General features: G+C 63.5%; 11 protein-coding genes. 3 read left to right on the forward strand and 8 right to left on the reverse strand.

Going from position 1 to position 13,140, the window contains the following annotated elements; all coding sequences use genetic code 11:
* Window positions 1-74: 74 nt before the first annotated feature.
* Genes QMX97_RS15450 through QMX97_RS15465 form a run of 4 tightly spaced genes read right to left on the reverse strand, consistent with a single transcriptional unit; the run spans window position 75 to window position 6,396 of the window.
* Complete coding sequence (locus QMX97_RS15450; protein ID WP_065900842.1) at window positions 75-1,439, reverse strand: heavy metal sensor histidine kinase; 1,365 nt, start codon at window positions 1,437-1,439, stop codon at window positions 75-77.
* Complete coding sequence (locus QMX97_RS15455) at window positions 1,429-2,106, reverse strand: heavy metal response regulator transcription factor (protein WP_065900845.1); 678 nt, start codon at window positions 2,104-2,106, stop codon at window positions 1,429-1,431. Before QMX97_RS15455 ends, QMX97_RS15450 begins: the two co-directional genes overlap by 11 nt.
* A gap of 31 nt (window positions 2,107-2,137) precedes the next feature.
* Window positions 2,138-5,233 carry a multidrug efflux RND transporter permease subunit gene (locus QMX97_RS15460; protein ID WP_120447647.1) on the reverse strand — a complete coding sequence of 1,032 codons (3,096 nt, stop codon included), beginning with the start codon at window positions 5,231-5,233 and terminating at the stop codon, window positions 2,138-2,140.
* A complete protein-coding gene (locus tag QMX97_RS15465; RefSeq protein WP_282397187.1) occupies window positions 5,230-6,396 on the reverse strand; it encodes an efflux RND transporter periplasmic adaptor subunit in 1,167 nt (388 codons plus the stop codon). Before QMX97_RS15465 ends, QMX97_RS15460 begins: the two co-directional genes overlap by 4 nt.
* A gap of 214 nt (window positions 6,397-6,610) precedes the next feature.
* Here QMX97_RS15465 and QMX97_RS15470 point away from each other — a divergent pair, with 214 nt between their 5' ends.
* The 3 genes from QMX97_RS15470 to QMX97_RS15480 all read left to right on the forward strand — a co-directional run bounded on the left by QMX97_RS15470 (window position 6,611) and on the right by QMX97_RS15480 (window position 9,467).
* Entirely contained in the window at window positions 6,611-6,844 is a 234-nt protein-coding gene (locus QMX97_RS15470; protein WP_065900852.1) for a hypothetical protein, read from the forward strand.
* 170 nt (window positions 6,845-7,014) lie between these two features.
* Window positions 7,015-7,785: a transporter substrate-binding domain-containing protein gene (locus QMX97_RS15475; RefSeq protein ID WP_120447649.1), complete on the forward strand. Its 771-nt coding sequence runs from the start codon at window positions 7,015-7,017 to the stop codon at window positions 7,783-7,785.
* 107 nt (window positions 7,786-7,892) lie between these two features.
* Window positions 7,893-9,467: a PAS domain-containing methyl-accepting chemotaxis protein gene (locus tag QMX97_RS15480; RefSeq protein WP_282397188.1), complete on the forward strand. Its 1,575-nt coding sequence runs from the start codon at window positions 7,893-7,895 to the stop codon at window positions 9,465-9,467.
* Between the two features lie 67 nt (window positions 9,468-9,534).
* On the opposite strand, the gene QMX97_RS15485 is transcribed toward QMX97_RS15480, so the two are convergent.
* From QMX97_RS15485 to QMX97_RS15500, 4 genes are all read right to left on the reverse strand, one after another.
* Complete coding sequence (locus tag QMX97_RS15485) at window positions 9,535-10,278, reverse strand: YkgJ family cysteine cluster protein (protein ID WP_120447651.1); 744 nt, start codon at window positions 10,276-10,278, stop codon at window positions 9,535-9,537.
* 109 nt (window positions 10,279-10,387) lie between these two features.
* Complete coding sequence (locus QMX97_RS15490) at window positions 10,388-10,870, reverse strand: GNAT family N-acetyltransferase (RefSeq protein ID WP_120447652.1); 483 nt, start codon at window positions 10,868-10,870, stop codon at window positions 10,388-10,390.
* 3 nt (window positions 10,871-10,873) lie between these two features.
* Complete coding sequence (locus tag QMX97_RS15495) at window positions 10,874-11,776, reverse strand: chemotaxis protein (RefSeq protein ID WP_106805117.1); 903 nt, start codon at window positions 11,774-11,776, stop codon at window positions 10,874-10,876.
* A gap of 239 nt (window positions 11,777-12,015) precedes the next feature.
* Window positions 12,016-12,990, reverse strand: a complete 975-nt coding sequence (locus QMX97_RS15500; protein ID WP_106805116.1) for a D-glycerate dehydrogenase — start codon at window positions 12,988-12,990, stop codon at window positions 12,016-12,018.
* Window positions 12,991-13,140: the final 150 nt, after the last annotated feature.

The following is a 13,140-nucleotide window of genomic DNA, read 5'->3' on the forward strand; positions in this document are numbered from 1 at the left end:
TTAACGCAGGTGAGCGGTGGGATACAGAGTGTAACAAGATAATGACTGTTGCCCAAATCGCAACAGTTCGGCCGTCAGACGGGCAGGGTAATGCCAAAGGTATTGCCGCCGCCGGCACTGCGCACAAACACATCGCCGCCGTGCATCAACGCGATGGCCTTGACGATGGCCAACCCCAACCCATGATTCGCCCCACTGTTGCTGCGTGACGCATCCACCCGATAAAAGCGTTCGAACAGCCGGGGCAGGTGTTCGCTGGCAATCTCATCGCCAGGGTTGGTCACCCCGATCGCCACCTGATGCCCCTGCACCTCGATGCTCACCTCGATAACCTGCCCCGGCGCCGTGTGTTGCACCGCATTGCTCAGCAGGTTGATCAGCGCGCGGCGCAGGTGGGCTTTTTCGATCTGCACCAGGGCGTCGCCGCGCACGCGCACCTGGACCTGGGCGTCTTCGAGGATGAAGTCCAGGTAGTCGAGGGTGGTCGCCACTTCGTCGGCCAGGGAGCTTTCGATCAGCTTAGTGGCCTTGCTGCCCTGGTCGGCGCTGGCGAGGAACAGCATGTCGTTGATGATCGAACGCAGGCGCTCGAGTTCTTCGAGGTTGGATTGCAGCACTTCGAAATAATGCTCGGCCGAACGCCCGCGCGTCAGGGCGACCTGGGTCTGGCCGATCAGGTTGGTCAGCGGTGAGCGCAGTTCATGGGCCACGTCGGCGTTGAACGACTCCAGGCGTGAGTAGGCCTGCTCCACTCGGTCGAGCGTTGAGTTGAACGAGTTGACGAACTGGCTCAGTTCCGGCGGCAGCGGCGACAGCTGCAGGCGCCCGGAAAGTTTCGGCGGCGCGAGTTTCTGTGCCTCATCCGACAGCGTGATCAGCGGCTTGAGGCCGATACGCGAGACCCAGAAGCCCAGCAGCGAAGCCATCACCACCCCGACGAATGCGAGGCCGATCAGGGCCATCAGCAACTGGTGCTGGGTAGCCCGAAAGTTCTCTGTATCTATGGCGATCATGAAGCGCAGCGGCGGGCGCTGATCCTTGGCCGCAAATTGGCTGACCAACACCTTGAACGGGTATTCACGCCCCGGCAGGCGCAGGTCGCGCTTGCCCGTTGGCCCGGCGGCAAAGGCGCGAATCTGCGCGTCGGGGTTGCCGTATTCATAGGCCGGGTCGCTGCTGACCACCCAGAAGCGGATGCGCTTGTCTTCCTCGCCCAACAGCTTGAGCTTGGCCTGGATCTTCACCCAGTGGTCCGGCGTGCCAAAGCGGTTCACCGAGGATTCGAGCACGCTGTAGCGCGCGTCCAACTCCGCCCCCGGCAACAAGCCCAGGCCGCGGTCGACCTGCTGGTACAACGCGCCGCCGATCAACAGGAAGATCAGCAGCGCCACCAGGGTGAACATGCCGCTCAGGCGCAGGGCGATGGAGTTAGCCGACACTGCGGTTCTCCAGCACATAACCCATGCCGCGAATGGTGTGCAGCAGTTTGGTGTCGAACGGCCCATCGAGCTTGGCGCGCAGGCGCTTGATCGCGACTTCGACCACGTTGGCGTCGCTGTCGAAATTGATGTCCCAGACCATCTCCGCGATGGCGGTCTTGGACAGGATTTCGCCCTGGCGCCGCGCGAGTACGCTGAGCAGCGAGAACTCCTTGGCGGTCAGGTCCAGGCGCAGGCCGTTGCGGCTGGCCTTGCGGCTGATCAGGTCGATCCACAGGTCGGCGACCGTGACCTGCACCGGTTCGTGGCCGCCGCTGCGGCGGGTCAACGCCTGCAGGCGCGCCACCAATTCGAGGAACGAGAACGGCTTGCCGAGGTAATCATCGGCCCCTTCGCGCAGGCCGCGAATGCGATCTTCCACGCGCTCACGGGCGGTGAGCATGATCACCGGGGTCTGCTTGCGCGCCCGCAAGGCACGCAGCACGCCAAAGCCGTCGAGGCCGGGCAGCATCACGTCGAGCACGATCACCGCGTAGTCGTTCTCCAGCGCCAGGTGCAACCCCTCGACGCCTTCGCGGGCCACATCGACGGTGTAGCCTTGTTCTGTCAGGCCGCGGTGCAGGTAGTCCGCGGTTTTTTCTTCGTCTTCAATAATCAGGACGCGCATGAGCCTTTTGCTCCAGGGCGGGGCCTCAGCCTCATTGTGTGGTCGCCAACGCGGGCGTTGGTTTGGGCCGGTGGAAAAACTTCTCGAGGTACAAGTATATGACCGGTGTAGTGAACAACGTCAGCGCCTGGCTCACCAGCAGTCCGCCGACCACCGCAATGCCCAGCGGCTGGCGCATTTCCGCGCCTGGGCCTGCGCCGAGCATCAACGGCACCGCGCCGAGCAGGGCGGCGAGGGTGGTCATGATGATCGGCCGGAACCGCGTGACACAGGCTTCGTAGATCGCATCCTCCGGCGACAGGCCCCTGACGCGCTGGGCCTCCAGGGCAAAGTCGATCATCAGGATGCCGTTTTTCTTCACGATCCCGATCAACAGCACCAGGCCGATCAGCGCCATGATCGAAAAGTCCTGACCCATCAGCGACAGCATGATCAGCGCACCCAGGCCTGCCGAGGGCAGGGTGGAAATGATCGTCAGTGGGTGGACAAAACTTTCATACAGCACGCCGAGGATGATGTAGACCGCCACCAGCGCCGCGAGAATCAGCCACGGCTGGCTGGCCAGCGAACTCTGGAACGCCTGCGCCGCGCCCTGGAAGTTGCCGATGATGGTAGTCGGCATGCCGATTTCATTCTTTGCCTGGTTGAGCATGATCACCGCGTCGCCCAACGCCACGCCGGGCGCGAGGTTGAACGACAGGTTGGCGGCCGGGAACATGCCGTCATGGCTGATGGACAACGGCCCGACGGTCGGCGGGTCGACCTTGGCCAGTGCCGACAGCGGCACCATCTCGTTGGTCAGTGGTGAGCGCAGGTAGAAATAATTCAGGCTCTCGGCCTTGCCGCGTTGCTTGGTGTCGAGTTCCAGCACCACCTGGTACTGGTTGATCTCGGTCTGGAATTCGTTGATCTGGCGCTGGCCGAACGCGTCATACAGCGCCTGGTCGACGTCGGTGGCGGTCAAGCCGAAACGTGCGGCGGCCTGACGGTCGATGCTGATGTGGGTAATGCTGCCGCCCAGTTGCAGGTCGTTGGAGAGGTCACGAAAGGCCGGGTTGGCGCGCAGTTTTTCCGTCAGGCGCTGGGTCCAGGTGTTGAGCGTCGGGCCGTCGTTGCTCTTGAGCACGTACTGATACTGGGCGCGGCTGGGACCGGAACTGAGGTTGATGTCCTGGCCGGCGCGCAGGTACAGCACGATGCCCGGCACCTTGGCCAGTTTCGGCCGGATGCGGTCGATGAACTGGCTGGCGGAGACATCGCGGTCGCCGCGGTCTTTCAGGGCAATCCAGAAGCGGCCGTTGGCGATGGTCTGGTTGCTGCCGGTCACACCCACCGAATGGGAGAACGCTTCCACCGCCGGGTCGTCCTTGACGATCTCGGCCAGGGCCTTGTGCTTGGCGACCATGTCCGGGTAAGACACGTCCGCCGCCGCCTCGCTGGTGCCGAGCACAAAACCGGTGTCTTGTACCGGGAAGAAACCCTTGGGGATAAACACGTAGCCGACCACGGCGAGGGCCAGGGTCACGATGAAAATCGCCGCCATGGTGCGCTGGTGCGCGAGGGCCCGGCGCAGGTTGCGTGCATAGCCCGCAAGCAGGCGTTCGCTGAAACCGGGTTTGTCGTGGGCATGATGGGTGGGCGCGCGCATGAACAGCGCGGCCAGGGTCGGTGCCAGGGTCAGCGACACCACCACCGAAATCAGGATGGTCGAGGTAGCCGTCAGCGCAAACTCCTTGAACAGCCGCCCGACCACGCCGCCCATGAACAGCAGCGGAATAAATGCGGCCACCAGCGAGAAACTGATGGAGACCACGGTGAAGCCGATCTCGCCGGCGCCCTTGATCGCCGCCTCGCGCTTGTCGAGCCCCGCTTCGAGGTGGCGGTGAATGTTTTCCACCACCACGATCGCATCGTCCACCACAAACCCCACGGCGATCACGATCGCCACCAGGGTCAGGTTGTTCAGGCTGAAGCCCATCAGGTACATCAACGCAAAACTGGCGACCAGCGACACGCCGAGCACGCTGGACACAATCAGCGTCGCCGACAACTGGCGCAGGAACAGCGCCATCACCGCCACCACCAGCAGGATGGCAATCAGCAGGGTCACTTCGACTTCATGCAGGGACGCGCGAATGGTCTTGGTGCGGTCGGTCAGCACACTGACCTGCACCGACGCCGGCAGCATGGCTTGCAGGCGCGGCAGTTCGGACTGGATGCGGTCCACGGTCTCGACAATATTGGCGCCGGGTTGGCGCGAAATCACCAGGTTGACGCCGGGGGTATCGCCGGACCAGGCCTGCACGTAGGCGTTTTCCGAACCGTTGATGACTTTGGCGATATCGCGCAACTGAACCGGTGCACCGTCCTTGTAGGACACGATCAATTGCGCGTAGTCATTGGGGTGGAACAACTGGTCATTGGTCGACAGGGTCGACACGCTGTTCTCGCCGTAGATCGCACCCTTGGCCAGGTTGAGGCTCGATTGCTGGATGGCCAGGCGGATATCGGCCAGGGTCAGGCCGATGGCCGCGAGCTTGTCCGGCGAGGCCTGTACACGAATCGCCGGGCGTTGCTGGCCGGTGATGTTGATCTGGCCGACGCCATCGATCTGGCTGATCTGCCGGGCCAGCAGGGTTTCCACGTAGTCACTCAGCTCGGTGCTGGGCATGCTGTTGGAGCTGACGCTGAGGATCAGCACCGGGCTGTCCGCCGGGTTGACCTTCTTCCAGGTCGGCAGGCTCGGCATGTCGCTGGGCAACTTGCCGGACGCGGTGTTGATCGCCGCCTGGACTTCCTGCGCAGCCGTGTCGATGCTCTTGTTCAGGGTGAATTGCAGGGTCAGCAGGCTTGAGCCCAAGGCACTGCTGGAGGTCATCTGGGTCATGCCGGGGATGGCACTGAATTGCACCTCCAGGGGCGTGGCCACGGATGAAGCCATGGTGTCCGGGCTGGCGCCAGGCAGGGTGGCGGTCACCTGGATCGTCGGAAATTCCGCTTCCGGCAGTGGGGCGATGGCCAGGCGCGGGAAGGCAATCATCCCGAGCAGCACCAGGGCGAAGGTCAGCAGCAGGGTGGCGACCGGGTGGTCGACGCACCAGGCCGACGGCGAACGGCTGCCACTCATGGCTGCACCTTGGCGTCGACGGTCTGGATCACTTGCGGTGGCTCCTTGAGCACCTCCACCTGGGCGCCGGCCTTGAGCCGCGACTGGCCGTCACTGACCAGTACATCGCCGGCCTGCACCCCCTTGATGATGTTCACGTCGCTGTCCTGGTACGTCACCTGCACCGGCACCACGTCGACCTTGTCCCCGTTGATCCGGTACACGAAGTGCGAATCCAGGCCGCGTTGCACCACCGTCGGCGGTACCACCAGGGCGTTTTTGTCGAGGGCGGTCTGGATCTTGATCGTGACCAGTTGCCCCGGCCACAGGCGCTGCGAGGCGTTGTTGAACTCGGCCTTGGCACGCAGGGTGCCGGTGGTCGAGCTGATCTGGTTGTCGATCAGGCTCAAGTGGCCTTCACCCAGCAGGTCGCCGGTCTGGCCGTCGGTGTCGGCGCCCATGTAGGCGTCGACGCTGGCCCTGGTCGGTGCCGCGATCAAGCCTTGAAGGGTCGGCAGCATTTGTTGCGGCAGGGAGAACTCGACGGCAATCGGGTCGATCTGGGTCACTGTGAACAGGCCCTGGGTGTCGCTCATGCGCAGGAAGTTGCCTTCGTCCACGGTACGAATACCCACGCGGCCAGTGACTGGCGAGCGAATCTGGGTGTAGGAGAGCTGTACCTGGGCCGAATCGATGGCGGCCTGGTTGCCTTGGGCGGTGGCCTTGAGCTGGTTGACCAGTGCTTGCTGCTGATCATAGGTTTGCTTGGAGACGCCGTCGTCGACGCTCAACTCCTTGTAGCGCTTGAGGTTGACCTGCGCCACTTGCAACTGCGCCTGGCTCTCGCCCAGCTGTGCCTTGGCTTGCTCCAGGCTGGCGCGGATCGAGCGGTCATCGATGGTTGCAAGCAAGTCCCCAGCCTTGACCAGTTGGCCTTCCTTGACCAGCAATTTGGTGAGAATGCCGTCCACTTGCGGGCGGATCACCACACTGTGCAACGACAACACCGAGCCAATCCCGCTGACAAACCGTGGAATATCCTGCTGCACCACGCTCACCACCCGTACCGGAATCGCAGTCGGCGCTGCCAGTTTGGTCTTGGCTGGGCGCGTCAGGGCCCAGGCGGCAACGGCCAGCACTACGAGGACACCCACGATCAGGGCGGTTTTTCGTTGTATTTGCATGGAGGTGAGGCGCCAGGGCAAAGGAGTGGGAGACTAAGGGCCTTTATAGCCTGCGAACCCGGTCAGCAAGGTGACTGCTAACTGACAGCGCTGTCAGTAAGCGCAGACCATTCGTACAGGCGGTGGTTAAAGATCCGAGGCGGGCAGGTATACTGCGCGCCAGCGAGGCCCGCAAGCCGGCCTCGCGTCATTTTTTGCACGTTCCGGAGCTTCCATGACTTCCCCGACACAACCCCCTGTTGAAGCGACCGACCTGGTCGATCCGGCCAGCGCCGAAGGCGTTGAAAAAGCCGAGATCCCGGCGTTCAAGTTTCCGTTCAAGCCGGGTGAACTGGCCGGGGCCAAGCAAGCCGCCCAGCCCTGGTACAAGAACGGCGCCAAGAACGGCCACACCAAGTCCCCAGGCATGGCCCCGCCGGGAACGCGTCGCTCCATGGGTAAACGTTAAGATTAACTAGCTGCAACATTTGGCGGAAGCTGCCTACAGCTTTCGCGGATGTTTCTGCTTGTGGGGCAGCAACCATTTCTTGAAAGCTTCCACAGCCTCTGCTCCGCCCCGTCGGTATTTCCCGGGACGGAGTGTGTCGAGGCTGGTCTTTCCGGAAAAGGACGCTTCCCGTGGCCCTGATACACATATGTGTAATGCTTGTCCTGTTGTGCGCGGCTGAAGCCGTCGCCGCTGATGATCCCCCTCGGCAGGAAATCCGCTTCGCGGTTGCCGCGCAATTCCCCCCCTTCCAGAGCCGTGATGCGCAAGGTCAGTTGGTCGGCCTGAATATCGACCTGGGCAATGCCCTCTGCCAGCAACTGAATGTGCGCTGTACCTGGGTCGACCAGGTGGTCGTCGAAGACTTTCCTGCCCTTGAGGCCCGGCAATTCGATGCAATCATGGGCATGGCACCGACTTCGCTGCGCCGCCGTCGGGCGGGCTTCACCGACACCCTCTATCCCTTCACGACACGGCTGGTCGCCCGCCGGACCTCTGGCCTGCTGCCGCACGTCAAGTCGCTCAAGGGCAAGCGCGTCGGCGTTTTGCTCGGCAGCAATCGTGAAGCCTTTGTGCGCTCGAAGTGGGCGCCCAGGGGCGTGATCATCAAGAGCTTCTGGCTCAATGATGAACTGGTGCGCAGCCTGGTGGCCGGTGATATCGATGCGACCCTGCAGGGCACCGTGGAAATCCGCCAGGCCCTGCTCGACACCGATGATGGCCAGGACTTCGACTTCCTCGGCCCGCCTGTCTCGGCCGCGCTGTTGGGCGACGGCGTGGCGATTGCGGTGCGCAAGACCGATACGGCGTTGCTCAATGACCTCAATCGCGCCCTCGAAGAGTTGATGCAAAACGGTGAATACCGGCGAATCCTCGCGCCCTACCGCCTGGAAACTCCGTGATGGCTAATTAATTGCGCAGAACATGAGCTGGATCAGTATTTGCCCCATGGGTGCGCTTAGAGTCGACGCCCTGCCGACTCCTCCAATAATCACGAGCGCGCTTCTCCATGAAGATCAATCTGCCGGTCACCGGTCGGAATGTGGACTTTGCCCCCGACGCCAACATCCTCTCGACCACTGACCTGACCAGCGCGATTACCTACGCCAACCAGGATTTCATCGACATCAGCGGCTACCACCGTGACGAGTTGCTGGGAATGGCCCACAACGTCCTGCGCCATCCTGACATGCCGTCCGAGGCCTTTGCCCATATGTGGCAGACCTTGAAACGCGGCCGGTCGTGGATGGGCATGGTGAAGAACCGCTGCAAGAATGGCGACCATTATTGGGTCAGCGCGTATGCGACGCCGGTGACCCGCGACGGGGCGACGGTGGAGTACCAATCGGTGCGCACCAAGCCGGATGCGTCCAGGGTGGCGGCGGCAGAACGGGCGTATGCGCGACTGCGGGCGGGCAAGGGGCGCGCGTGGCCGGCGGTTGGTCTCCAACTGAAGCTGTCGGGATGGGCGGCTGTCAGCTGCGCCGTGGCGTGGGTGCTCGGCGTAGGCCTGGCGGCGTACGCGCCAGTCTGGCAACTGCTGGGCCTGGTGGCGGGATGTGCAGTCGGCGCGGCCGGGGTGAGACTGATCGTGCGGCCCCTGGCCCAGTTGAGCCAGCGCGCCCGCCAGATTGCCGATAACCCCCTGAGCCAGGCGATCTACACCGGGCGCCGCGATGAATGCGGGCAGATCGAGTTTGCCCTGCAGATGCTCGAAGCCCAAGTGGGCGCGGTGGTCGGGCGCATCGGCGATGCCTCCCAGCGCCTGGCGGGGCACGCGGCGCAACTGGTGCGGCATCTGGACAGCAGCCAGGCCAGCACGCAGGGCCAACAGACCCAGACCGATCAGATAGCGACGGCCATTCACCAGATGGCCGCCAGCGTGGCGCAAATGGCCAGCCATGCCCAGCAGGCGTCCAGGGCGGCGGACCAGGCTGGCAACGAAACCCTTGAAGGCCATCAACGCGTGGATGAAAGCCGTGACGCGGTGATGCGCTTGTCCCAGGAGTTGGCACGGGCCACAGACGTCATCCACCAACTGGAAAGCCACAGCGGCGAAATCAGCGGCGTGCTGGAGGTGATCCGCACGATTGCCGAGCAGACCAACCTGCTGGCCCTGAATGCGGCCATCGAAGCCGCGCGGGCCGGTGAGCAGGGCCGTGGTTTTGCCGTGGTGGCCGACGAAGTGCGTGGCCTGGCCCAGCGCACGCAGCAATCGACCGATGAAATCCAGCGCATGATCAGCACCCTGCAGGGCGGCGCGCGCGACGCGGTGCAGGCCATGGCGCAGAGCAGCGAACATGTGCACGCCAGCGTCGAGCAGGCGCAACGCGCGGCGGCTGCGCTGGATGGCATCAGCCAGCGGGTCATGCAGATCACCGCCATGAGCCAGCAGATCGCGACCGCCGTGGAAGAGCAGAGCGCGGTGAGCGAGGACATCAACCGCAATATCCTCGGCATCCGCGATGCCGGTGAAGCCACGGTCAGCGCCGGCCAGCAGAGCCAGCTCAGCTCCGGTGACGTGGCGGCCCTGGCGGAGGATTTGCGCCAGTTGGCGCGGGAGTTCTGGAGTGGACGGCGCTAACCGGGTGCCCCCGTCGGAATGCAGTCACCTGTGGGAGCGGGCTTGCCCGCGAAGAGGCCCGCAAGCCCTACGCTGCGCGCAACGGAATAAACGCGTAGTTGGCCGGCACTTCAGTCGCAATCTGTGCGCCGGCATCCAGCAGTTGCTCGGCGATGTCCATGCCGGACACATGGAACACCCACTCGTTGGCCACGGATGGCTGATCCACCGCCAGCTCGATCGCCTGGGCAAACGCGTTCATGTCCGGCAGGTAGGCGGTGAAGCCATCCCCCTTGAGCGCCGTGGTGCGAATACCCAGCAAGGCGCATACCGCCTCCTTGGTCTGCACATCGTCACGGTCGGCCTGGCGCGAGCGCAGGATCAGGTCCGCCAGCGCCGGGTCGGCCAGCTCGCCGCCGACGATCAGCGCCGGGCCCTGTTCCCAGGATTGCGGCGGGCAGTCCTTGGCGGCGGGGTTCAGTGGGATATGCGGGTTGATCTCCATCGGATAGATCCGGCACACCAACGGACGGCGTTCATAGATGCGGCACAGGTTGTCTTCGTCAAGATTCCGGCAGCGGCCGGCGTTATAGGCGGCAAAGGTGATGGCTACAAACGCCTCGGTGTTGCCGCTGGGCACCACCACTGAACGCCGCTCGGCATGTTCGCGTTGCTGCTGTGGCAAGCCCAGGCCATTGCCCAGGAAACCCTCTACCAGAACGATAACGTTGCCGCCGTCCGCCGCCCACATACGGGCTTCGGCGAGGGTCAGGGGGACGTGATGGTCGGTGCAGCATTTGCCGCAGCCAACGCAGGAAAAATGGGTGTTCATGGGCGGATCTGTCACCAGGCAAGGTCAGAGGGCACGCGTGAACGGTGACGGGTTTTGACCTCTATGCACTGTTCGGTGTCTCTGGAAGCAAGTTATGCGCCAGTGCCTGTCAGTCCTCGGCGACTGCATCGCGCAGTACAAAGAACATGCCTGCGCTTGCGTACAACTCTCGGGCGCGCTGGTTGCTCTCCAGCACCTTGAGGTCGACGCAGGGTTCGCCGCGTTGCTTGAACACCTGGAAGGCCTGCAGCAACAAGGCGCGGCCCAGCCCCTGGCCCTGGGCGCAAGGGTGTATGGAAAGGTTCTTGATAAAGGCGCTGGTCCAGCACTGGGCCACGCCGAGAATGCCTTCTGCGTTGCTGGCCACCAGGCACAGCGTGGGGTCGAATTCGGCATCGGTGATGAACTGCTGCTGCCAGGTTTCCAGCGGGGGCACGCGGCCGCCGCCTTGTTCCTGGGTCATGCGCAATACCGCATGAATCGCCGGGGCCAGCTCATCGCGGTAGTGGTCCAGCTGCGTACCCGCCGGCCACTGCGGGGCCGGCAGGCTGCCGGTGAGGTCGCGACGCAGCAACTGGTAATACGTGCTCACGCGTTACAGGCCTTTTTGCGCCACGGTCTGGGCCGCCACCACCAGGCACTTGGTCAGCTCGGGCGACGAAAATTTGGTCAGTACCGCGTCGGCACCGGCCAGGCGCGCTTTTTCGCTGTTCATCGCGCTGTCGAGCGAGGTGTGCAGCAGCACATAGAGGTCTTTGAAATCCGGGGTTTCGCGCAGGGTGCGGGTGAGGGCGTAGCCGTCCATTTCCGACATCTCGATGTCGGACACCACCACGTTGATCTGCTCGACCGTGCCTTGCAGCTCCAGCAGCACATCGATGGCTTCCTTGGCACTGCGCGCGGTGTGGCAGGTGAGGCCGAGGTTGCGCAGGGTGTGTACGGATTGCTGCAGGGCCACCTGGCTGTCGTCGACCACCAGGATGCGCGCGTTGCCGAGTACTTCGGCTTCTTCCATGGTCAGGTCGGTGGGCGCCGCTTCAATCGGGGCCGGCGCGATGCCGTGGATGACTTTTTCGATGTCCAGCACCTGCACGAGGCCGCCTTCGACCTGGGTGACCCCGGTGATGAACGCGCGGTTACCGCCGGAGCCGTAGGGCGGCGGGCGGATGTCGGTGGTCAGGCAGTGCACGATCTTGCTCACCGCCTGCACATGCAGGCCCTGCTTGGATCGGCTTACATCGGTGACGATCAGGCAGCCACCGTCCGGGTCCTGCAGGGGCATTTCACCCAGGGCACGGCTCAGGTCGATGACCGCCAGCGAGTTGCCGCGCAGGGTGGCGATGCCTTTGACGTGGGGATGCGACTCCGGCAGCTTGGTCAGCGGCGGGCAGGGGATGATTTCACTGACTTTCAGCAGGTTGATCGCCATCAGCTTGCCGCTGCGCAAGGTAAAGAGCAGAAGCGAGAGAGAGTCTGCGCGGGCTTTGGTGGTGGACATAAAAACCTTCTGTGGATCAGGGATGACGATCTATAGAGAGTTATCGACTTGGGGAGGCCAGGCTTTAACCGGATTTTGTGTCGGGATGGGTCTGTAGGAGCTGGCTTGCCTGCGATAGCAGCGCTTCGGTCTTTCTGTGGAACCGGGGTGATGCTATCGCAGGCAAGCCAGCTCCCACACAAGCCAGCTCTTACACAAGCTGGCTCCTACACAAGTCCCCATTTCACCGGGGGGATGAGTCAGCCTTTCCAGACCTGCGGGTTCACCAGGTCCTGGGGACGCTGGCCGAGCAGGGCGCTGCGCAGGTTGTCGAGGGCGCGATTGGCCATGGCTTCGCGGGTTTCATGGGTGGCCGAGCCGATGTGCGGCAGGGTCACGGCGTTGCTCAGTTGGAACAGCGGCGACGCGGCCAGCGGCTCCTGCTCGTACACATCCAGCCCGGCGCCGCGGATGCGCTGGGTTTGCAGGGCTTCGATCAGCGCCGGTTCGTCGACCACCGGGCCACGGGAAATATTGATCAGGATCGCGCTGGATTTCATCAGCCCCAGCTCACGGGTGCTGATCAGGTGGCGGGTCTTGTCGCTCAATGGCACCACCAGGCACACGAAGTCCGCCTCGGCCAGCAGCTCGTCCAGGCTGCGAAATTGCGCGCCCAGCGCCTGCTCCAGCGCCGGCTTGCGGCTGTTGCCGCTGTACAGGATCGGCATGTTGAAGCCCAAGTGCCCGCGACGGGCCACGGCTGCGCCGATGTTGCCCATGCCGACGATGCCCAGGGTCTTGCCATGCACATCGCAGCCGAACAACGGCGCGCCGACACTGGCTTTCCACTCGCCGGCCTTGGTCCAGGCGTCCAGCTCGGCGACCCGGCGCGCGCTGCTCATCAGCAGGGCGAAGGCCAGGTCGGCGGTGCTTTCGGTGAGTACGTCAGGGGTGTTGGTGAGCATGATCCCGCGCTCGTTGAAGTACGGCACGTCATAGTTGTCGTAGCCCACCGAGACGCTGGACACCACCTCCAGCTTGCTCGCGCCCTGCAATTGCTCGCGTCCCAGCTTGCGGCCCACGCCGATCAGGCCGTGGGCGTGGGGCAGGGCTTCATTGAATTGAGCGTTGATGTCGCCCAGCTTGGGGTTGGGCGCGATCACCTCGAAATCCTGTTGCAGGCGTTCGATCATTTGCGGGGTGACACGGCTGAAGGCGAGGACAGTCTTTTTCATTGCAGGCGGGCTCATCGACTACGGAAGAATGCCAAGCAAGCTAACATTCTTGCGGGTGATTGTCAGGACACCGCCAAACCAATGTGGGAGCGGGCTTGCTCGCGAATGCGCAGTGTCAGCCACTATATCTGTGGCTGACCTGTCGTATTC

The sequence above is a fragment of the Pseudomonas sp. PS01298 genome, assembly GCF_029959745.1.
Taxonomy (GTDB): domain Bacteria; phylum Pseudomonadota; class Gammaproteobacteria; order Pseudomonadales; family Pseudomonadaceae; genus Aquipseudomonas; species Aquipseudomonas aylmerensis.